Raw genomic sequence first — 20,326 nt, 5'->3', positions numbered from 1 at the left:
TTGTCGGCAAGGCCCGATAGGTTCGGCGTCCATGATGGAAACAGACGTCATCGGCCAGGCCCTGCTGCGCGCCTTCGCGGATCGGGGGTATGAGGCGACGCTGCCCGACCCCTCCACCATCAGCGTCACGCTGGCCGGCGGCTCCAGTGCGAACGCCGACATCGGTTCGTGGCGCGAGCACGCCCAGGGCCTCGGCCCCGGCGCCCTGGCGGAGGCCGCGGACGCCTACGCCGGCCAGGCGGCCAGGGCGTTCGAGCGCGCCGCCACCGAGATCCCCGAGCCGGACCTGCGGGTGCGGCTGTATCCGGAGGAGGCGCTCGGCGACATGCTCGACGGGCTGGTGGCCAGGCGGCTCGCCCCCGGGCTGGTCGAGGCCGTGGTGATCGACTATCCCGACTCGATCGTGCCGCTCGACCGGGCCCGGCTCGGCGACCTGCGGGAGCAGTCCGCCTTCGGCGCCGCGCTGCAGCACTCGATCGACAAGGAGCCGCACTACGCCGAGTCCGCCACCGTCCACGGCGTGCCGATCACGCACGTCGGGGGCAGCCACCGGTACGTCGGCGCGCACGCGCACGTCCTGCGCCGGCACACCGGGCAGGCCCCGCACGGGGCGCTGGTGTCGTTCCCGCTGCCCGAGTACCTGCTGGTCCACGAGATCGGCGACGTGCACCTGTTCGCCGCGATGGAGGCGATGCAGGACCTGTCCCGGCGGCTCTTCGACTCCGGGGACAAGCCGGTCAGCCCGCGGGTCTACTGGTGGCGGCCCGGCGCGTACGAGGAGCAGCCCCAGCCGCAGGCCCTGTACGGCCCGCTCGTGCCCGACCTGCGCCCGGTCGGCATCCAGGTCGACCACGAGGAGAAGAGCGTCGCCTTCCTGACCGCCGACACCAACGAACTGGTCGAGCTCTGGATGCGCGACCACGAATGACCGGGAGGGTCAGTCCGCCTGCCTGGCCGCGCGGCGGGCCGCGTCGATGGCCTCGGCGGGAGCCGGGCGGGCCTGGCCAGGACCGTCTGCGGCGCGTACCACGACGACTCGTCAGAGGGACAGCACGGTCACCGAGTGCGGCGCGACGGTCCACGCGCCGCCGCTCGACTCGACGTCGCCGAGGTCGCGCACGGCGATCGTGTCGGGCGCGCCGAGCGTGTTGACCGCGTCCAGGGCCGCGACGTCGGCGCCCAGGGCGCGGATCCTGGCCGTGGCGGGCGTGTTGGCCTGCGCGCCGTCGAGCACGATCCGCAGGCGCACGGCCGCGTCGCGGTGCCGGTTGACGACGGCGATCCGCAGCGAGCCGTCGTCGGCGCGGGTGGCCGAGACGTCCACGTCGGGGACGGTCATGGGCGCGGTGAGCAGCCGGCCGTCGGGGCCGCGGTTGTCGCCGAGGGTGACCGAGGTGGTCCGCGCGGGCCCCGACACCTCGCACGGCAGGACGGTGCGGCCGGTGTGGTGCCGGTACAGATGCCAGACGTGGTAGATGGCCGAGCGCAGCGCGCCACCTGGGCGGGCGACGATCAGGCCGTTGGCGTTGACCAGGTTGACGGGGTTGGCCATGGAGACGGGCGCGGGCAGGCCGGCGGTGCGGTGGATGGCGTGGAAGACGCCGGCGCAGAAGATCGCGTCGGCGACCGTCCTGGGGCTCCACCGGTTGACGCGCACCTTGGGCGGGTCGTCCGCGGGCGCGGTCTCGCGCGGGGCGATGCCGCCGTCGTCGCCGGGCAGCGGCTGCGGCCAGCTCTCGGGCTCCAGGTGGCGCATGGTCCACTCGTCCAGGGCGAGCGCGGGCGGGCGGTCCAGGCCCGCCTCGGCGGCCAGGGCGGTGACGAGCTGGGAGTAGGTGTGCATCTCCCGCTCGAAGTACAGGGCCTGGGCCACGACGGCGTCGTAGTCGTCGCCGGTCCACAGGTGGGTGCTGGCCCCGTACAGGTGCAGGGACAGGTGGTCGAGCAGCGAGCCGGCCCGCTTGAGCAGCGGCCGGGTCCACTCCTCCTGCCGCCACGGGATGCCGACGCCGATCAGCTTGACGCCGGGATCGACCAGGCGCATGAACAGGGCGTGCTCGCGGGCCGCGGCCGCGTACTCCTCGGCCGTGCGGTGTCCCATCTGCCAGGGGCCGTAGACCTCGTTGCCGATGCCCCAGTAGCGCACGTTCCACGGCTCGGCCCTGCCGTTCTCGGCGCGGCGGGCGGTGAGGGTGGTGTCGCGGGCGGAGTTGGTGTACTCGATCCAGCGCACCGCCTCGTCCACGTCGCGCGCGGAGTGCACCAGGTACGGCTGCGCGCCGGCCGCCTCGCACCAGGCGAGGAACTCGTCGGTGCCGAACCGGTTGCTCTCGCGCCCGCCCCAGGCCAGCTCCAGCCGGCTGGGCCGGTCGTCGCGCGGGCCGATGCCGTCCTCCCAGTGGTAGGCGGAGGTGAAGTTGCCGCCCGGCCAGCGGATCGGCCCAGGGCCGAGCTCGCGCACGAGCTCCAGGACGTCGGCGCGCACGCCGCGCAGCGGCCCGGGCTCGTCGACGGACAGGGGCGAGCCCTCGTCGAACACCCCGCCGTCGATGTTGCCGAAGAACGCCGACTCCAGGAAGTGCCCGTAGACGTCGTCGTCGATGCGGCCGGCCGGCCGGTGGGTGTCGATGGTGACGAGCGCTTCCCGCATCCCGGTGGACTCCGTTTCCCTCATTGCTTCACCGCTCCCGCGATGCTGTCGACGAACTTGCGCTGGAGCGCCACGAACACGGCGATCACCGGGATCAGCGAGATCACGGCAGCGGCCGCCATGCCCGACCAGTCGGTGCCCCGCTCCCCCACGAAGACGGTCATGCCCACGGCCAGCGTGCGCAGATCGGGCTCGCTGAGCGTGAACACCAGGGGCAGCAGGTAGACGTTCCAGGCGAACAGGTAGGTGAGGATCACCACGGTGGCGGTGATCGGCCAGGCGAGCGGCAGCATCACCCGGAAGAAGACGGTGAAAGGCCCGGCGCCGTCGAGGCGGGCGGTCTCCTCCAGCTCCTTCGGCAGCCGCCGGAAGTAGCCCGCGTAGAGCAGGGTCGAGGCGATCTGCCCGCCCGCGCCCAGCCCGAGTATCACGCCGGTGTGCGTGTTGAGCAGCCTGAGCTGGTCGGTGAGCTGCGTGATCGGGATGATCGTGTAGCCCTCGGGGAGGAAGAACGTGACGAGGAACAGGCCGATGAGGAACTTCTTGCCGATGAAGTCGTAGCGGCCGAGCACGTACCCGGCCAGCGCGCTGCGCACGACCACCAGCAGCACGGTGCCGACCGTGATGATCAGCGTGTTGCCGAAGTAGGTGGCGAAGCCCACCTCGCTCCAGGCGCGGGCGTAGTTCTCCCACACCGGCTCCTCCGGCAGCAGGCCGAGGCCGCTGCCGAAGATCTCCGAGGAGGTCTTCAGCGACGCCGACACCAGCCAGACGAACGGGTACACCCACAGCCCGCCCAGCACCAGCAGCAGGACGGCCGTCACCACCTGCCGCGCGCTCGGGCGGCGCGGCCGGAGCGTCACGAGTCCGCCCTCCTGCCGCGCGCCCACCGCATGCCCAGCGCCTGCGCGATCGCGAGCACCATGGTCAGCAGCCCGAACAGCACGGCGGCGGCGGAGGCGTAGCCGAGCTGCGGGATGTTGGCCTGGAACGCCGTGCGGAAGATGAAGATCTCGATCACCTCGGATGAGAAGGACGGGCCCCCGCCGGTCAGGGTCTGCATCAGGTCGAAGACGTTGAACGCGGCCACGGTGTCGATCAGCGTGATGATCACCAGGAACGGCACCAGCAGCGGCATCGTCACGTGCCGGAACTCCGCCCAGGCGCCCGCGCCGTCGATCATCGCGGCCTCGTGCACGCCCCGCGGGATCGTCTGCAGCGCGGCGAGCCAGTAGATCAGGGTGATGCCCAGCCACTTCCATACCCACACCGCGATCCCGGCGTACAGGGAGGTGCCGGCGTTGGCGGCGAAGTTCTGCGGCGAGTCGATCAGCCCGGACCAGACCAGCGACAGGCTGACCGGGCCGCCGGCGTCGAGCAGGAGGGTGAACACGACGCCCACGATCGCGCCCGTGGTGACGACGGGCAGGAAGAACAGGGTGCGGAAGAAGCCCTTGAACGGCGTCTTCCTCGCATTCAGCACCAGGGCCAGCGCGAGGGCCAGGCCGACCCGCAGCGGCACCGCGATCACGAGGAACACCAGCGAGTTCCAGAACGCGTTCCAGAACAGCTCGTCCCCGATCAGCCGCTCGAAGTTCTCGAACCCGATGAACGTGCCCGCGGCGGCGAAGCCCGGCCAGTCGAGGAAGGCGTACCACCAGGAGGCCAGCAGCGGGTAGACGGTGTACGCCCCGTACCCGAGTACGGTCGGGAGCAGGAACAGGTAGATCCACCAGTCCTGCCGCAGGCGTCGCGCCCATCCCCTCGGCGGGGGCGCGGGTACCGCGGCGGCGACGCTCTCGCGCCGGGAAGTCGTCGTCATCTCAGCGCCCGGCGTAGTCCTGCTGGCCATAGTCCTTCTTGCGGTCCCAGTTGGCGAACACCCAGGCCTTGAGGTCCACCTCGACGCCCTTCTCCTCGCGCACGACCTTCAGCGCGCGCTCGCGCTCGGCGCTGATCTGGTCGTTGAAGCGGCGGAGCTGGCCGCCGATGTCGGTGGAGGCGCCGGTCAGCACGGACTGGACGATGTCGCCGAGGTTGGGGTGGATGTCGCGCATCTCGGCCAGCACCTGCCAGACGCCGGGGTTGCCGACCTCGGGCACGGGGCCGATGCGCACGTCCTCCTGGAAGTTGGCCACGCACCTGCGGTACGCGTCGTGCACCTCGGCCTGGTCGATGACCTCGGCGGCCAGGGCGGGCGGCTGGTCCATGGCCTCGGCCAGGCGGGTCTGGAACTCCTTGGTGGTCATCCGCAGCATGAGCTCGGCGGCGGTCCTGGCCTGCTTGGACTGGCCGGACACCCAGAACGTGCCGGACGCGGGCGGGCTGTAGACGAAGTTCCTGGTGGTCTCGGGGCAGGGGATGTGCCAGGTGCCGACACCGCGCTCGACCGCCTCCGGCTCGTCCACCCGCAGGCCGCCGATGAACCAGGCGCCCCACAGGTAGATGCCTGCCTGTCCGGCCGCCCAGCGGGCGCGGGCGTCGCGGGCGCCCATCGAGGCCGAGGCCGGATGGACGACCTTGTCCTTCTGGAGGCCGGCCAGGAACTCGATGGCGTCGATGTACGGCCGGCTGTCGTAGACGTAGGCGCCGGTCGTCCAGTCGACGTTGCCGGGCCCCGGCGCGCCGGCGGTCATCGCCAGCCGCTCCACCAGCGCGCGCAGGTACTCCGGCTCCTTGCTCGGCACCACGATGCCGTAGGCGCCGCTGTCGTTGCCGCGGGTGACCTTGCGGGCGATCTCGCGGAGCTTGTCCCAGGTGCCCGGCTCCTCCTCGTGGTCCACGCCGGCCTGCCGCAGCATCGCGGTGTTGAACCACGGCACCGCCTCGTGCCAGCGGCCGGAGAACGGCGGGAAGGAGTAGACCTCGCCGTTGAAGCGGTGCATGCCGTCGTGCAGGAGCTCGCCGACAGGGCTGCCGGCGAAGTCGGCGAGCTTGCCGATCGGCTGGAACCAGCCCTCGCTCACCAGCGCAGCCGGGGAGACGCCGCCCAGGCCCGCCAGCGAGTGCACGTCGGGCATCTGGTTGCTGCGCCGGCCGACCTGGAGCGCCTGGCCGAGGTCGGGCGCGTCCATCTGGCGCCGTTCGACGGTGACGCCCGGATGCGCCTTCATGAAGGGGGCGAACAGGTCGTCCTGCAGCATCTTGGTCAGCGGGCGGAACTGGTCCCACCATTGCAGGGCGCCGCCGCCGCTGCCCGCGCTCGCGCTCCGCTCGGCCAGCTGGCCGCCGCCGGTGCAGCCGGCCAGCGCCGCGGCCAGGACGGCGGCGCCCGCGCCGCCGAAGAGGCGGCGCCGGGTGAGATCGCTCGGATTCGTTCGGCTCTGCCCGGCGCCGGCGGCGCTCGGGGTGGTGGTTCCAGAGATCCGGTGGTGATGCCGCCCCATGGCGACTCCTCTATGTCTGTGTCTTCGACTCGGTCACCGACCTGGTCCGCTCGCCCTGGCGAACCAGGGATCCCCCGGAGCGGATCTATGTTTGCGCTAACTTAGGCGTGGCGCCTATCAGCGTCAAGGACGTCTTGGTGAGGTCCGCCCGCCGACGTGCCGATTCCACGCCGGAATCGCAGCGAGGTAGCCTGTCGGCGTTCCACCTCGCGGCAGCCCCGTAACGCGCTGCCCTGACGAAGGGAGGCAGCCGGGCGTGGTGCGACCACCGGGGACGAGGGCGTCCGGAGGGCCGTCCATGGCGGACGTCGCCAAGCTCGCCGGAGTCTCGGGCCAGACCGTGTCACGGGTCGTCAACGGCAACGACCGCGTGACCGCCGCGACGCGGCTCAAGGTCGAGGCCGCCATGCAGCAGCTCGGCTACCGCGCCAACATCGCCGCCAGGGCGCTGGCCACGGGCCGGTTCGGCACGATCGGCGTGGTCATGTTCAACCTCAGCGCCGTGCTCAACGTCCGCATCGTCGAGGCGGTCGTGACGGGCGCGCAGGCGCGCGGCTACTCCGTCAGCGTGGCCGTGGTCGACGGGCCCACCGAGAAGGACGTGCGCGCCGCCGTGCGCGGGCTCACCGACCGGGCGGTGGACGGCGTGATCGTGATCGAGGCGCGCGTGCTCGACACCCCGCACCTCCGGCTTCCCGAGGAGGTGCCGCTCGTCATCGCCGACAGCAGGGCGGCGCACAAGCACCCGACGTTCGGCATGGACGAGGCGGCGGGGGCCCGCGCGGCCGTCGACCACCTGCTCGGGCTCGGCCACGCCACCGTGCACCACGTCGCCGGCCCGTCCGGCTCCAACCCGGCGCAGCGGCGGCGGGCCGCCTGGCAGCGGCAGCTCAAGCGCTCGGGGCGGGCGGTCCCGCCGCCCGTCGCCGGCGACTGGTCCCCGCGCTCCGGCTACGACGCCGCGCTGCGGCTGCTGGCCGACGACGGGGTGACCGCCGTGTTCGCGGCCAACGACCAGATGGCCGTGGGGGTGCTGCGGGCGGCGGCGGAGCTGGGGCGGCGGGTGCCCGGCGACCTGAGCGTCGTGGGCTTCGACGACCTGGACTTCGCGCCGTTCCTGACGCCGCCGCTGACCACGGTCCGGCAGGACCTGGAGACGGTGGGACGGCGCTGCGTGGAGCACCTGATCGCGCGGATCGAGGAGCCGCGCGGGGCCGGCGTGCCCCAGCCGGCCAGCCGGTTCGTCCGCCCCGAGCTGATCGTCCGCGCCTCCACCGCCCCGCCGCCCGCCGGGCGCCGCTGACGAGCGCAGGCCCTCACGGCCGACGATCGGCCGTTGACAGGCCGGCGAGGTTAGCGCAAACATGAAACCGCGTCGATGACGATCCTCTCCCCCCGCCCCGTCAGAGAGCAGGCACCTTTGCTTCGTCGACTGTCGATCGTCGCGCTGACCGTGGCCCTGGCCACGGTCTCGCCCCTCACTCCCACCGCCTTTGCAAGGGGAGGCAAACCCGTGACCGAACCGCTCCCCGCCGCGCACGGCGCCCTCGGCGCGAACTTCAACCAGAACCTCGACGCCCTCGACCACCGCGAGCTGCGCGAGTCCGGCACCCGCTGGGTGCGCGGCTTCTACCCGATGCCGGCCACCGACCAGGGCGACCCGGCCGGGCACTTCGCGATCAGCACGATCACCGACGCGGGCCGCCGCGGCTACGACACCATCCTGAGCCTCAAGTGGCCGTACAACTCCGCCTCCTTCCCGCAGCCCGGCAGCGCCGCGATGGCGGCGGAGCTGGCGCGGCTGGACCGGGTGCTGCCCACGGTGCTGAACAAGGTGGACATCCTGGCCATCGGCAACGAACCGTTCATCGAGAGCCTGCCCGCCGAGCGCGACGAGCGGCTCAACGTGTTCTACGAGACCGTCGCCCGGCACGTCATCGACCACCGCCGCGAGCACTGCGGCGCGAACTGCCGCACCACCCTCTACATGGGCGCGCTGAACCGCCTCGACCTGGCCGACCGGCGCACCCCGGCGGCCGAGCGCTGGATGACCTTCGTCCGCGAGACGCCCGAGATCCAGGGCGTCGACATCCACCCGCACATCCCGGCGCCGGAGAACGCGCAGGCCTTCCTCGACTACGTCCTGCCGAGGATGCGCCCCGACCAGACGTACCTCGTGACCGAGTTCTCGCTCGTGTGGTACTGGAAGCGGCACCTGCGGGACGCGGTGGCCGAGGAGTTCGCCGAGCGGTACGGGTTCCCCGCCGGCACCGAGGTGTGGCAGGTGATCAAGGCGGCCGCCGACGAGCCGTTCAGCCGCAAGCAGTGGGACGACTTCCTGACCAGCAGCCCGTGGTTCATGGAGCAGGCCGGCTTCCTGCGCCAGCAGATGGCGCTGTACCGGGGGACGGGACGGCTGGCGGTGGCCACGTACGGGTTCAAGCAGGACGATCTGATGGTCGCGAACTTCGGGCCGGACAAGGATCCGTGGCTGCTCAACAGCGTGTTCGTGCCGTACACCGTCAAGGCTCGCGGCAACGGGCTGTCGGCGCCGAACCTCTGGCTGAAGGACTTCAGGGCCCTGCAGCGCTCATGACGGCACGTCGGCGGTCCGGAAGTCCGACACCGCCGTCTTCCCGTCCGTCACCACGATGGCGGAGTCGTCGTCCCCCGTGACGAACGCGAGCTCGTCGTCCCCGTCGCCGTCGTAGTCCCCCGCCGCCAGCGGCGCGGCCCCGCCCAGGCCGGCGACGTCCCTGCCCGGCGCGAGGCCGCCCGCGCCGCCCCAGAAGACCTTCGGGGCGGTGGCGGTCACGTGCCGCGAGGGTGCAGCGCCGCCGAAGGCGAGGTCGTCGTGGCCGTCGCCGTCGAAGTCGCCGGAGACGGCGGCGCCGGCGGAGCCCTTGAAGACCGCCTGCCGGCCGTTCCCGTAGTAGACGGTCAGCGTGCGGTGCACGGAGGGCGGCTCGGTCTCGTAGCCGGGCTCGTTGTTGCGGCTGCCGTCGTCGCCGACCGCGACGTCCCTGGCGCCGTCGCCGTCGAAGTCGCCGAACGCGGCCGCCATGCCCCGGTTGAGCTTCCTGCCCGCCCTCTGCAGGCCGCCGGGGCCGGCGGCGAGCAGCCAGCCGCTGACCTGCTCGCCGTCGTCGCCCTCGTGGACGAGCAGCGCGGTGGCGCGGCGGCCGTGGATCTCGTCGGCGGTCATCCTCCAGAAGTCCCCGCCGGTCGGCGACGGCCGGGTCTCGCTCCGGGCCGGGGCGCCCTTCCGGGTGAAGGGCCCGTACAGGATGGTCAGGTCCGCGGCGAGCCCGCCGGACGCGGGCGGGGTGGCCGTCGCCACGTCCGCGGCGCCGTCCCCGTCGAAGTCACCCGCGACGGCCCGGGAGCCCGCCGGCCCGCTCGCCGCGGGCAGCCGCAGTGGCGTGGGGCGGGCCGTCGCCGCGACGCCCCTCCTGCCGCCCCAGAAGATGTACGAGCCCTGCGGCTCGCCGTCAGGGCCTCCGTAGGCGAGGATGTCGCCGAAGCCGTCGCCGTCGAGATCGGCCCTGGTGCCGCCGCCGATCAGCCACGAGGTGAACGTGGCGGGCGGCACCACCACCCCCTTCGCGGGGACGAGCCCTGCCGCCGAGCCTTGGACGACGCCCAGCCGCCTGCCGTCCGCCGGGCCGAACTCCGCCACCAGGTCCGCGTACCCGTCGCCGTTGACGTCGTCGGCCCGCCTGCTCGCGGGCGGGGCCGAGGCGGACCCGGATCGGGGGGACGCCGTCACGGTGGCAGGCGGTGCGGTGGCAGGCGGTGCGGTGGCAGGCGGTGCGGTGGACCCGGGGCCGGGCGAGGCCGAGGTGGGCCCGGGGCGGGGCGAGGCCGCCGGCGCGCCCTCGCGGGATCCGCCCGCGCAGCCCGCGAGCGTCATGGCCGCCACCAGCAAGATCATCGACTTTCGCCGCACAGCCCGACAGCCTAGGGCAGCGCGGGCCGCGCCTTCTCGTGCTCCGCGGTCCCGGTCCTCATGTGGCGTTAAGAAAGCCTGCTTAACGTGGGCGGCTGTGCTGGTGAGAGAGTCTGTGGAGACGGAGCGGCGGGCACGGCCCCGCCGGGTGTGGCGCAGGCGGGTGGCCGCCGGGGTGGCCGTGCTGTTCGCGGCGGGGACGGCCGTGCGGCTCGGCGGGCTGGAAGCGGGCGTCTTCCTGGTGCCGATGGTCTCCTTCACGCCCTACTTCGCCCTCGCCGCGCTGCTCATGCTGGGGGTCGCGGCGCTCCTGCGCAGCCGGGCCGCGATCGCGATCATGCTGGCGGTGTGCGCCTGCCTGGCCTGGTGCGTGCTGCCGCGGGCGATCGGCGGCGGCGAGGCTACCGGCGGCCGGGCGCTGCGGGTGCTGACGGCCAACCTCAACGGCGGGCGCGGCGACGCGACGGTGATCGTCGATCTGGCCCGCAGGCTGAACGTGGACGTGCTGAGCATCCAGGAGCTGACGTACGCCGCCCGGGACCGGCTGGCGGCGGCCGGGCTGGCGGAGCTGCTGCCGTACCACCTCGGCAGGGCCGACCACCGCGGCCCGGAGGGCAGCGGCCTCTACTCCCGCTACCCGATGACCGAGCGCACGGGGCTGTTCCGGCCGGTCGGGCACCACATGCCGGTGGCGGAGGTGTCGCTGCCCGGCGGATCGGCCGTGGAGGTGGTGGTCGTGCACCCGGTCGCGCCCGTGCCCTCGACGGTGCCGGAGTGGGAGGCGGGGGTCTCCTCCCTGCCGCCCGCGCCCGCCTCCGGGCCGCCCCGGATCCTGGCGGGCGACTTCAACGCCACCCTCGACCACGCGGTCTTCCGCCGGCTGCTCGGCACCGGCTACACGGACGCGGCGGCCTCCACCGGGCAGGGGCTGACCCCGACCTGGCCGTACGGGCGCTCGCTGCCGCCGCTGGTGGCCATCGATCACGTGCTGACGGACGGGCGGGGGTCGGCGGCGGGAGTGCAGGTGTTCGACGTGCCGGGGTCCGATCATCGCGCGCTCTTCGCGGACCTGCGGATCAGGGGCTGAATGACCGGACGAGTATGACCGTCGAGAGAAATTCAATCCGGCGATGTCCCGCTCGATCCACTCATGACGCGAATATGAGACACCTGCAAAAAGTTGTTTAAGCAGGACCGGGAATTTATGGTCTACGTGCCGGCCGGCACTTTCATATCGAGGCCGGGGGTGGGCGGGAATTGTCGGTTTTGTTTCGTATGAGGGCTGCGCGGAGAATCGCGGCCGGCGTGGTCGTCGCGTGGGTGGCCATCGCCGTCGCGGCCGTGCTCGCGAGCGGCCCGCTCGACGACGTCCGGGTCACCAGCGGCAGCTCCATGCTGGCCCGGGGCGCCGAGTCGGCCCGCGTCCTCGACCTGCTGGCCAAGCAGTCCGGCCGGGTGGTCCCGGCGCTCGTGATCTACGAACGCCCCGGGCCGCTCCAGCGGGACGACCTCAGGGCGGCCCGGCAGGACCTGCGGCAGTTCGCGAGCGTCCCCGGCGTGGTCGGCACGGCGTCCGCGCCCGTGCCCAGCGCCGACGGGCGCGCGCTCCAGGTCACCGTGCTGCTGTCCGGCAAGCCCGGCGTGCTCGTCAGCCCGCTGGTCGAGCAGCTGCGCCAGATCACCGCCGAGGGCAGTCCGCCGGGGCTGATCAGCCACGTGAGCGGCGCGGGCGGCGCCGCCGCCGACTACGTCGACTCCTTCCGCCGGGTCGACGGCACGCTGCTGGCGCTCAGCCTGGCCGTGGTGCTCCTGGTGCTGCTCGCCGTCTACCGCAGCCCCGTCCTCTGGGTGATCCCCATGCTGGCCGTGGTGGTGGCCTACCTGTGCTCCGCCGCGGCGATCTACGCGCTGGCCCGCTCGGGGCTGATGACGCTGCGGGCCGCCACCCCCGAGGTGTTCACCGTGCTGGTGTTCGGTGTCGCCACCGACTACGCGCTGCTGCTCGTCGCCCGCTACCGCGAGCGGCTGCGCACGACCGCGGACCAGGCGGCGGCGCTGAAGGACGCGCTGTCGGGCGGCATCCGCACGGTCGTCGCCTCGGCCCTCACGGTGGCGGGCGGCGTCGGCTGCCTCGTGGTGGCCGACACGCACGCGCTGCGCTCCATCGGCGCGGCGGCCGCCGTCGGGATCCTGATCACGACGGTCGTGATGGTGACGCTGCTGCCCGCGCTGATGCTCCTGGGCGGGCGGCGCGCGTTCTGGCCGAGCACGCCGCGCCCCGGGCAGACGGAGCGCGACGGGCTCTGGCAGGGCGTGGCGGGCTTCGTCGGCCACCGCCCCCGCCTCGCCTGGGCGGGCTCCGCCCTGCTGCTGACCATGCTCTGCATGGGCCTGACCACGCTCGACGCCTCGGGCATCCCGCCGTCGTCGCTGTTCACGATGCGTACCGACTCCGTGGCCGGCTACGACGCCCTGCGGCGGCACTACCCGGCCAGCGCCCCCGTCGTGGTCATGGCCAGGCAGGACAGGAGCGCCGCCGTGGAGCAGGCGGTGCACACGGCGGAGGGCGTGGTGGCGATTCGGCCGGGGCCGCCCGCCCCGTGGCGCACGTTCGACGTCGTGCTCGCCGCGGAGCCGAACACACCGCAGGCGCAGCGCCTGGTGGAGGAGCTGCGCGGTGCCGTGCGCGCCGCGGCGGGAGGCGCGGCCCTGGTGGGCGGGTTCACCACCGAGCTGCTCGACGTGCAGGCCGCGGTCGTCGACGACGCGCTGCTCATCGTGCCGCTGATCCTGCTGGTCGTGGGGCTGATCCTGGTCGTCCTGCTGCGCTCGCTGGTGGCGCCGCTGCTGCTGATGGGCACGGTGGTGCTGTCGTTCGCGGCCACGCTGGGGTTGTGCTCGGCGCTGTTCACCCAGTTCCTGGGGTATCCGGTCGTCGACGCGTCGTTCGCCCTGTACGCGTTCGTCTTTCTCATGGCCTTCGGCATCGACTACAACATCTTCCTGATGGCCCGCGTACGTGAGGAGGCCGTCCGGCTCGACACCCGCGAGGCGACCCTGCACGCGCTGCGCGCGACCGGCGGGGTCATCACCGCGGCCGGGGTGGTGCTGGCGGCGGCGTTCTTCGTGCTGACCGTGCTGCCACTGGTGCCGGTCGTGCAGCTCGGGCTGCTGGTGGCGGTCGGCGTCGTCATCGACACGGTGGTCGTGCGGTCCTTCCTCGTGCCGGCGCTGGCCCATCACATGGGGCGGCGGATCTGGTGGCCGGCGCGTGCCGCCTCCTGACCTCTCCCCCGGCGCGACCCGCGTCCGCCCGGGAGACGCGGACGCGGGAATCGCGGGCCCGGCAGCCATTCATGCGCAGGTGCGGACCGACATTTTCGGGCGGAAATTCGGCCGAAGGGTGAAATTCCGCCCGGCTGAATGGCTCATGCTGGGCTATTTCGCGGTCATGGCGCTCATCGTGGCCGCGTTCCGGGATCGCCTGGCGGATTGGGCGGAGCTGCTCGCCGGATATGCGCTCGCGGCCCTGCTTCTGCTCGTGCTGGCGGAGGCCGAGCGGCGCTTCCCCGATGGCAAGGCGGTGCGGTTCGCCCGGTTCTCCGGGCCGTTCCTCGTGCTCCCGTTCGTGTACGGCGCCGCCGCCCGCACCTCCCGCGTCCTGCACGGGCGCTACCTCGACGCCGACCTGCACGCCTGGGAGACGGCGCTGCTCGGCTTCGCGCCCAACACCGCCGTCACGGCGGCCATCGGCTCCCCGCTGGTGACCGAGGTGCTGACCTTCTGCTACTTCACGTTCTACGGCTGCTTCCTGATCCCGGCGATCCTGTACGCCCGGGGCCGCGCGCCGCTGGCCGAGCGTTACGTGTTCGCCGCGCTGGCCGTGTTCCTGCCCTCCTACCTGGGGTTCATCGTCATCCCGCTGGCGGGTCCCGCGCTGGCGCTGCCCGAGCTGTTCGCCGCCCACGGCCCGTCCGGGTACGCGGTCGCCGCCGTGCAGGGCGAGATCATGGCCGCCTTCGACCCGCCCGGCGCGTGCTTCCCCTCGACGCACGTGGGCGGCGCCTGGATCACCCTGCTCTGCCTGCGCCGGCACGTCTCCAGGAACGTCCGTCTCGTGTTGGGGGCGCTGACCGCGGGGCTGACGGTCGCCGTCGTGTACGACTGGTACCACTACCTCTCCGACGCCGTGGCCGGGCTGGCGGTGGCGCTGGTGGTGCACGCCGTCACGGAGCGGCTGGCAGCGCGGCGAGCGCGGCCTCGAATCCCCTGATGAGCGTGGTGGCGGGCGCGAACCCCAGCTCGCGTACGGCGTCGTCCGGCACGCACGTCCAGTCGGCGCGGCGCATCTCCCGGGCCTTGTCCCGGTTCAGCGCCGGAACGGCACCCCGCGCGGCGAGCTCGGCCAGCGCGGCCACCGCGTGCACGGCCGGCATCGGCACCGGCAGCACGAGGGGGGCCCGGCAGCCGGCCGCCCGGGCGAGGGCGCGGCAGATGTCGGACCAGCCGTAGGCGTTGCCGTCGCTGATCGGGTAGAGGCCGGCGCGGGTGCCGGCGGGTTGCAGCACGGGGCCGCGTTCGGCGGCGGCGAGCAGGGCCGTGCACAGGTCGTCCACGTAGACCATGCCGTAGCGGCGAGGGCCGTAGCCCGCCTTGACGACGACGCCGAGCCGGATCATGGGCAGGAGCGCGGGCAGCAGCGCCTCCTCGCCGGGCCCGTACACGATGCCGGGGCGCAGGATGACCGCGGGCACCCGGCCCGCGTGCTGTCTGACGACCTGCTCGCCCGCCCGCTTGCTGGCCCCGTACAGGGAGATGGCCGGGCCCGCCGCGAGCGAGGAGCACATGACGAGGCGCGCCGGGCGGCGCTGCGCGGCCAGCGCGTGCGCCAGCCGGGCGACACCGTCGCGGTTGACCGCCCAGAACCCGGCGGGGGTGCGGGCCCGCAGGGCGGCGGCCAGGTGGATCACCCGGTCGGCGCCCCGCAGCGCCTCGGTGATGCCCCGGCCGGTGGTCAGGTCGCCGGGCACCACCTGGACGCCCAGCTCACGCAGCGCCCTGGCGCGCGGAGAGGGCCGGGCCAGGGCCGTGACAGTGCCGCCGCGCGCCAGGATCATGCGGGTCAGCCGAGCGCCGATGAACCCGGTGGCGCCGGTGACCAGGTAGTGCGGAGCCGTCACAGCTCCCGCCCGTAGATGCGGTACGCCTTGGTACGGGTGCCGCCGATCAGGGACAGGTAGCTGTTGATGGCCTGGTTGTCCTCCAGCGTCCAGCCGAGCTCCATGCCGCCGCGGTAGCCGCCGGCCGTGACGGCCTCCTGGCTGCGGGCGAGGAGCGCGGCCTCGACACCGTGCCTGCGCAGATCCGGGACGACGCCGAACAGCACGCCGCGGACACGGTCGATGCGCCGCGCCGCCAGGGACAGCCGTACCCGCCCGATCGGCAGCCCGAAGCGGCTGAGCCGGCCCCGCGCCGCGACCAGGGCCTGGTTGAAGTCGGGCAGGGCCAGCGCCACCGCCACCGGCTCGCCCGCCACCTCGGCGAGCTGCACGAGCCGCGGGTCCATGATCTTGCGCAGCCGCTGCTTGGCGACGGCGAACTCCGCGTCCGTCATCGGCGTGAAACCCCAGTTGCCCTGCCAGGCGCGGTCGAAGACGAGCTTGACCCGGTCGAGGTCGCCGTCGAGGCGCGCCGGGTCGAGCGGCCGTACGGTGAGCCGGTGGCGCAGCTCGGCCCGCCGGGCGATGCTCAGCAGCCGCTCGGGCGGCACCCACCCCGTGCCGTCCCACGCCCACAGGTCCTTCGCCTTGGCCATCCCGCACGACTCCAGCAGCGCCGGATAGTAGGCCGGGTTGTACGGCATCAGCACGCTCGGCGGCGCGTCGAACCCCTCGACCAGCACCCCGCACTCGTCGTTCATGGTGAAGTTGACCGGCCCCAGCATGGTCTTCAGCCCGCGCCCGCGCAGCCACCGCGCCGCGGCGTCCAGCAGCTCGCGCGCGACCGCCGGGTCGTCGGCGCACGCGAACTGCCCGAAGAACCCGTCGCGCGCCTGGTGGACCCTGTTGTGCCGGGGATTGTGCACGGCGGCGACCCGGCCGGCGACACGCCCGTCACGGCGTACGGTGAACAGCTCGACCTCGCCGTAGCGGAAGAACGGGTTGCGCCGCCGGTCGAGCAGGCGCCGGCAGTCGCCGCGCAGCGGCGGCACGAAGTGCGGATCGCCGCCGTGCAGCCGGTACGGCAGCTCGATGAACTCCGCGAGCCCGCGCCGCCCCCTGACGGGCTCGGCGGGACGCGGTGACGAGGACGAGACCGGCATGACGACCCCCTGCGCTGAACGGCCCGCGTCAGCCGGCCTGGCCCCCGGCGCGGACGAGGGTGGTCACGTCGGCGAGGGTGCGCACCTGCTTGGCGAGATCGAAGTCGACCAGGAGGTTGAACCGGTCGCCGCTGGCCACCGCCAGCTCCGTCATGTCGAGGCTGTCGGCCTCCAGCTCCTCGCGCAGGTCGGTGTCGGGGGTGATGAGCGCCGGATCCACCGCGAGGATCTCGGCGCACAGGCCGCGCAGCTGGTGGAAGATCTCGTCCTCTGTCATGCGTATGTCCTTGTCGGCTGTCGCTTGTCGGGCCTTCGGGCCGCCGGCTCGCTCCGCACCAGCAGCGATTACTCTACTATCACGATCAACCACTGTCAGCTACGATCGCCAGATGCGGAGTGAGTCGCCGGAATGCCTCGGACGGAGCCGGAAAGTGAGTGCCGCGCCGTGACGGACCCCTTCAGCAAGTGCCGGCTGCCGGAGGCGGAGGCGCTGGCCGCGACCGGCCTCTACCCCTACTACCTGCCGGTGGAGGAGCGCCCGGGCGGCGGTGAGGTGGTGGTGGGCGGCCGGCGGGTGCTGATGGCCGGCTCCAACGACTACCTGGCGCTGGCGGACGATCCCCGGCTGAAGGAGGCCGGGGCCGAGGCGCTGCGCCGGCTGGGCTCGGGCAACTCGGGGTCCCGGGTGCTCAACGGCACGCTGGCCCTGCACCAGACCCTGGAGCGGGAGCTGGCCGCGTTCCTCGGGCACGAGGCGGCGATGGTGGTCTCCACCGGCTACCAGGCCAATCTCGCGCTGAGCGCGCTGTTCGGGCCGCGCGACGTGCTGTTCGCCGACCGGCACATCCACGCCTCGCTCATCGACGCCGCCCGGCTCGGCCAGGCCGCGCTGCGGCGTTACCGGCACAACGACATGACGCAGCTCGCCGGCATGCTGGAGGCCGCGGATCCCGAAGCGGGCGCCATCGTGCTGACGGAGGGCATGTTCTCGGTGGGCGGTGATCTGTGCGACCTGCCCGGCATCGCCAAGCTGGCGGCGCGGCGCGGGGCGCGGGTCGTGCTCGACAGCGCGCACGACGCCGGGCTGCTGGGCGCCGGTGGGCGCGGGGCCGCCGAGCACCATGGCCTGCAGTCGGCCGTGGACGTGCAGACGGTGACGTTCTCCAAGTGCTTCGGCACGCTCGGCGGAGCCGTGGCGGGGCCGTACCACGTCGTCCACTACCTGCGGCACAGCGCGCGCTCCGCGCTGTTCTCGGCCTCGTTGCCGCCTGCCTGCACGGCGGCGGCGCTGGCCGCCCTCGACATCATCCGCACGGAGCCGGAGCGCCGCCGGGCCGTCATGTCCACGGCGGAGCGGCTGCGTTCCGGGCTGGTGGCGCTCGGGTTCGCGATCGCGCCGGGCGGCACGCCCACGGTCTCGCTGCGGGTGGGTGATCGGCTGACGTGCTGCCGGTTCTGGGCCGGGCTGCTGGAGGAGGGGGTCCTGGCGAACGTCATGCTGCCGCCGGCCGTTCCCGAGGGCGAGGCGCTGATCAGGCTGAGCGTCACGGCGGCGCACACGGGCGGGCAGGTCGATCGGATCCTCGGCGCGGTGGCCACCGTGGCCGGACGCCTGGGCCTGCTCGCCGGCCCCTGACCACCGGCCGTCCGGCCGTCCGCGAACCCGCGCCCGGCGCCCCCGCCGGGCTGCGCGCCGTAATTCCGTACCCGACACCGGCCGCGCCTTTGCGGACCTTTCCCGGCACCGGCACCGGCCCCGCGCGCCGCAGACGGGCACCGGCCCTGCGCGCCCGCAGGGCTGTGCCCGGCCTCGACCCGTTGACGGGAGTGTCGTCCTGCAATTATTTTCTACCCGTTAGTTATTAAGGAGCGCCGACATGCCCACACCGGTGCAGGACGTCCGCAGGCTGCACAGACGCCTCGTGCTGCGCACCCTGCGCGACCACGGCCCGCAGCCCCGCGCCGACCTGGCCAGGCGGCTGGCCCTGTCCCCCACGACCATGACCAAGGTGGTGGCCCAGCTCCTGGACGAGGGCCTGGTCCGCGAGGGCGCCACGGACGGCGCCGGCACCCGCGTCGGGCGCCCTTCGACGGAGGTCCGGCTCCGCGCCGACGCCCGGCAGGTCATCGGCGTCCAGGTCGGCGCGGGACTGGTGCGCCTCGGGCTGTGCGACCTGAAGGCCCGCGCCAGGAACGTCCGCTCGTTCGGCTTCGACCTGGCGGGCGACCCGCCCGGGCGGGTCGTGGCGCGGATCGCCGAGGCCGCCGCCGCCCTGGCGGAGGAGGCGGGCGACCGACTGCTGGGGATCGGGGTCGCCGCCCCCGGCCCCGTGGATCCCGGCCAGCGCCGCAACGTGCTGTCCGTCAACCTGGGCTGGCGCGACGTCGAGTTCGGCGATCCGCTGGAGCGGGCGCTGGGCGTCCCGGCGGTGGTCGATCACAACGTACGGGCGATGGCGCTGGCCGAGGCCCGTTACGGCGACACGGGCGGGGCGGATCCCCTCCTGTACGTGTACGTCCGCACCGGCGTCGGCGCGGGCCTGGTGATCGGCGGGCAGCCGTTCAGGTCGGGCGCCCACGGGGTCACGGAGCTGGGACACCTGAGGGTGGTGGAGCGGGGCAGGCCGTGCGCGTGCGGCGCGACCGGCTGCCTGGAGACCGTGGCGGCCGAGCCGTACCTGGCCGAGCGGGCCCGCTCCCTGTTGGGCCGCGACAGCGCGGACCCGCTCGCCGACCTGGCGTCCGCCGCCGGCGCGGGCGACGAGCGGGCGGGCGCGGCGCTGGACGAGGTGGTGGATCGTCTCGCCACCGGCCTGGCCAGCGCGGTGAACCTGCTCAATCCCGCGCTGATCCTGCTCGGCGGCGCGTTCCGCACGGCTCCCGAGCCGGTGTTCGACCGGGTCAGGCAGGCGCTGCGGGCCAGGGCGTTCCCCGTGCTGCGCGACGCGGTGCAGGTGCGGCGGGCCACGCTCGGCCCGGACGCCGGCGTGGTGGGCAGTGCCGCCGTCGCCCTGGACCGGCTCTTCTACGACGTCTGAGAGGTAAGGACAACATGATCGAACATGCCCCGCTTCCCGCGTTCGACCCGCTGGCGGGCACGGTGGTGCTCGCGCCGGAGAAGGACGAGGAGGGTTACTGGGTGGGCTGCCCCGGCGTGCTGCACGACGGGGAGCGGTTCTGGCTGACCTACCGGCGGCGGCGTCCCCGGGGCGCCGGGGCCGAGCGCGGGTGGCGCTGCGCGGTGGCGGTCAGCGACGACGGCGTGGACTTCACCGACGTGTGGTCGGTGCACAAGGACGAGCTGGGCACGCCGTCCATGGAACGGTTCTGCCTGGCACCCGCGGACGGGGGCGGGTTCGTGCTCTACCTGTCGTACGTGGACCCGGCCGACAACCGCTGGCGGATCGACGTGCTGAGTCCGGCGGCGCACCCGTCGGAGCTCGACGTGGCCTCGGCGCGGCCGGTGCTGACGGCGGCCTCGACCGGGACCGAGGGGGTCAAGGACCCGTACGTGCTGCTGGCCGGGCCGGTGACGTACCTGTTCGCCAGCTACGCCGAGGCGCTGGACGGTCTCGGCGGCGAGGCGCACGCCAGCGCCGACATCTACAACGTCGGCGCGACCACGCATCCCACGGGGCTGGCGACCAGCCTGGACGGCGGGGCGTCGTTCACCTGGCACGGGCAGGCCCTGGGGGTGGGCCAGGGGTGGGACCGCTACCAGGCGCGGCTCAACAGCGTGGTGGCCGTGCCCGGCGGGTACGTGGGCTTCTACGACGGGTCGGCCTCGCACGCGGAGAACTACGAGGAGCGCTGCGGCGTCGCGGTCTCCGGCGACCTGTTCGGCTGGCGGCGGCTGTCGGGCGAGCGTCCCTGGGTCACCTCGCCGCATCGCGGCGGCTCGGTCCGGTACCTGGACGCGCTGCTGCTGGAGGGGCGGTGGTGGCTGTACTACGAGCTGACCCGCGCCGACGGCGCCCACGAGCTGCGCGTGATCAGGATCCCGGCCGGGTGACGCAGTT

Annotated in this window: 17 protein-coding genes; 9 read left to right on the top strand and 8 right to left on the bottom strand. The window is 73.4% G+C overall.

The genetic code is table 11. From position 1 onward, the window contains the following. Positions 1 to 31: 31 nt before the first annotated feature. Positions 32 to 928: a hypothetical protein gene (locus tag ACBJ32_RS04000; protein WP_375125462.1), complete on the top strand. Its 897-nt coding sequence runs from the start codon at positions 32 to 34 to the stop codon at positions 926 to 928. Between the two features lie 111 nt (positions 929 to 1,039). Here the strand turns inward: ACBJ32_RS04000 and ACBJ32_RS03995 are convergent, their stop codons facing one another. From ACBJ32_RS03995 to ACBJ32_RS03980, 4 genes are read right to left on the bottom strand one after another with little or no spacing between them, the layout of a single operon-like run. Beyond that, positions 1,040 to 2,674 carry an alpha-L-arabinofuranosidase C-terminal domain-containing protein gene (locus tag ACBJ32_RS03995; RefSeq protein WP_375125461.1) on the bottom strand — a complete coding sequence of 545 codons (1,635 nt, stop codon included), beginning with the start codon at positions 2,672 to 2,674 and terminating at the stop codon, positions 1,040 to 1,042. Then, entirely contained in the window at positions 2,671 to 3,513 is an 843-nt protein-coding gene (locus tag ACBJ32_RS03990; protein ID WP_375125460.1) for a carbohydrate ABC transporter permease, read from the bottom strand. The genes ACBJ32_RS03995 and ACBJ32_RS03990 overlap by 4 nt, the downstream gene beginning before the upstream one ends. After that, positions 3,510 to 4,472, bottom strand: a complete 963-nt coding sequence (locus ACBJ32_RS03985; RefSeq protein WP_357878653.1) for a sugar ABC transporter permease — start codon at positions 4,470 to 4,472, stop codon at positions 3,510 to 3,512. The genes ACBJ32_RS03990 and ACBJ32_RS03985 overlap by 4 nt, the downstream gene beginning before the upstream one ends. Position 4,473: 1 nt before the next feature. Beyond that, positions 4,474 to 6,036 (bottom strand): ABC transporter substrate-binding protein, encoded by a 1,563-nt coding sequence (locus tag ACBJ32_RS03980; RefSeq protein WP_375125459.1) that lies wholly within the window; start codon positions 6,034 to 6,036, stop codon positions 4,474 to 4,476. A 298-nt stretch (positions 6,037 to 6,334) separates the two neighbouring features. On the opposite strand from ACBJ32_RS03980, the gene ACBJ32_RS03975 reads away from it, so the two are divergent. Continuing rightward, the gene (locus ACBJ32_RS03975) at positions 6,335 to 7,339 is read left to right on the top strand and encodes a LacI family DNA-binding transcriptional regulator (RefSeq protein WP_375125458.1); all 1,005 of its coding nucleotides are present in this window, start codon (positions 6,335 to 6,337) and stop codon (positions 7,337 to 7,339) included. A gap of 210 nt (positions 7,340 to 7,549) precedes the next feature. Continuing rightward, positions 7,550 to 8,632, top strand: coding sequence for a hypothetical protein (locus ACBJ32_RS03970; RefSeq protein WP_375125457.1), 1,083 nt, complete (start codon positions 7,550 to 7,552; stop codon positions 8,630 to 8,632). On the opposite strand, the gene ACBJ32_RS03965 is transcribed toward ACBJ32_RS03970, so the two are convergent. Then, positions 8,627 to 9,985, bottom strand: coding sequence for an FG-GAP repeat domain-containing protein (locus ACBJ32_RS03965; RefSeq protein ID WP_375125456.1), 1,359 nt, complete (start codon positions 9,983 to 9,985; stop codon positions 8,627 to 8,629). The genes ACBJ32_RS03970 and ACBJ32_RS03965 overlap by 6 nt on opposite strands. A 103-nt stretch (positions 9,986 to 10,088) precedes the next feature. Here ACBJ32_RS03965 and ACBJ32_RS03960 point away from each other — a divergent pair, with 103 nt between their 5' ends. The 3 genes from ACBJ32_RS03960 to ACBJ32_RS03950 all read left to right on the top strand — a co-directional run bounded on the left by ACBJ32_RS03960 (position 10,089) and on the right by ACBJ32_RS03950 (position 14,258). Then, complete coding sequence (locus tag ACBJ32_RS03960; protein WP_375125455.1) at positions 10,089 to 11,072, top strand: endonuclease/exonuclease/phosphatase family protein; 984 nt, start codon at positions 10,089 to 10,091, stop codon at positions 11,070 to 11,072. Positions 11,073 to 11,290: 218 nt separating this feature from the next. Next, complete coding sequence (locus tag ACBJ32_RS03955; RefSeq protein WP_375125454.1) at positions 11,291 to 13,270, top strand: MMPL family transporter; 1,980 nt, start codon at positions 11,291 to 11,293, stop codon at positions 13,268 to 13,270. Positions 13,271 to 13,415: 145 nt separating this feature from the next. Next, positions 13,416 to 14,258 (top strand): phosphatase PAP2 family protein, encoded by an 843-nt coding sequence (locus ACBJ32_RS03950; RefSeq protein ID WP_375125453.1) that lies wholly within the window; start codon positions 13,416 to 13,418, stop codon positions 14,256 to 14,258. Here ACBJ32_RS03950 and ACBJ32_RS03945 read toward each other — a convergent pair. The 3 genes from ACBJ32_RS03945 to ACBJ32_RS03935 are packed head-to-tail and all read right to left on the bottom strand — an operon-like array spanning position 14,212 to position 16,584. Continuing rightward, a complete protein-coding gene (locus tag ACBJ32_RS03945; RefSeq protein WP_375125452.1) occupies positions 14,212 to 15,165 on the bottom strand; it encodes an NAD-dependent epimerase/dehydratase family protein in 954 nt (317 codons plus the stop codon). The genes ACBJ32_RS03950 and ACBJ32_RS03945 overlap by 47 nt on opposite strands. Then, entirely contained in the window at positions 15,162 to 16,307 is a 1,146-nt protein-coding gene (locus ACBJ32_RS03940) for a hypothetical protein (protein ID WP_375125451.1), read from the bottom strand. Before ACBJ32_RS03940 ends, ACBJ32_RS03945 begins: the two co-directional genes overlap by 4 nt. A gap of 28 nt (positions 16,308 to 16,335) precedes the next feature. Beyond that, positions 16,336 to 16,584 (bottom strand): acyl carrier protein, encoded by a 249-nt coding sequence (locus ACBJ32_RS03935; protein WP_375125450.1) that lies wholly within the window; start codon positions 16,582 to 16,584, stop codon positions 16,336 to 16,338. A 168-nt stretch (positions 16,585 to 16,752) separates the two neighbouring features. Here ACBJ32_RS03935 and ACBJ32_RS03930 point away from each other — a divergent pair, with 168 nt between their 5' ends. The 3 genes from ACBJ32_RS03930 to ACBJ32_RS03920 all read left to right on the top strand — a co-directional run bounded on the left by ACBJ32_RS03930 (position 16,753) and on the right by ACBJ32_RS03920 (position 20,319). Next, positions 16,753 to 17,943, top strand: a complete 1,191-nt coding sequence (locus ACBJ32_RS03930) for an aminotransferase class I/II-fold pyridoxal phosphate-dependent enzyme (RefSeq protein WP_375125449.1) — start codon at positions 16,753 to 16,755, stop codon at positions 17,941 to 17,943. 241 nt (positions 17,944 to 18,184) lie between these two features. Further along, positions 18,185 to 19,345 (top strand): ROK family protein, encoded by a 1,161-nt coding sequence (locus ACBJ32_RS03925; RefSeq protein WP_375125448.1) that lies wholly within the window; start codon positions 18,185 to 18,187, stop codon positions 19,343 to 19,345. Positions 19,346 to 19,359: 14 nt separating this feature from the next. Beyond that, a complete protein-coding gene (locus ACBJ32_RS03920) occupies positions 19,360 to 20,319 on the top strand; it encodes a hypothetical protein (RefSeq protein WP_375125447.1) in 960 nt (319 codons plus the stop codon). The last annotated feature ends 7 nt before the right edge of the window (positions 20,320 to 20,326 follow it).

This window comes from Nonomuraea sp. GTA35 (assembly GCF_041950525.1).
Taxonomy (GTDB): Bacteria; Actinomycetota; Actinomycetes; order Streptosporangiales; family Streptosporangiaceae; genus Nonomuraea.
The sequence above is the reverse complement of the archived record's forward strand: the minus strand, read 5'-3'. Positions and strand labels throughout refer to the sequence as shown.

Coding starts and splice junctions, on each gene's coding strand:
- ACBJ32_RS04000 (WP_375125462.1), top strand. CDS start 32: ATGATGGAAACAGACGTCATCGGCCAGGCCCTGCTGCGCGCCTTCGCG.
- ACBJ32_RS03995 (WP_375125461.1), bottom strand. CDS start 2,674: ATGAGGGAAACGGAGTCCACCGGGATGCGGGAAGCGCTCGTCACCATC.
- ACBJ32_RS03950 (WP_375125453.1), top strand. CDS start 13,416: ATGCTGGGCTATTTCGCGGTCATGGCGCTCATCGTGGCCGCGTTCCGG.
- ACBJ32_RS03980 (WP_375125459.1), bottom strand. CDS start 6,036: ATGGGGCGGCATCACCACCGGATCTCTGGAACCACCACCCCGAGCGCC.
- ACBJ32_RS03940 (WP_375125451.1), bottom strand. CDS start 16,307: ATGCCGGTCTCGTCCTCGTCACCGCGTCCCGCCGAGCCCGTCAGGGGG.
- ACBJ32_RS03920 (WP_375125447.1), top strand. CDS start 19,360: ATGATCGAACATGCCCCGCTTCCCGCGTTCGACCCGCTGGCGGGCACG.
- ACBJ32_RS03925 (WP_375125448.1), top strand. CDS start 18,185: ATGCCCACACCGGTGCAGGACGTCCGCAGGCTGCACAGACGCCTCGTG.
- ACBJ32_RS03935 (WP_375125450.1), bottom strand. CDS start 16,584: ATGACAGAGGACGAGATCTTCCACCAGCTGCGCGGCCTGTGCGCCGAG.
- ACBJ32_RS03975 (WP_375125458.1), top strand. CDS start 6,335: ATGGCGGACGTCGCCAAGCTCGCCGGAGTCTCGGGCCAGACCGTGTCA.
- ACBJ32_RS03985 (WP_357878653.1), bottom strand. CDS start 4,472: ATGACGACGACTTCCCGGCGCGAGAGCGTCGCCGCCGCGGTACCCGCG.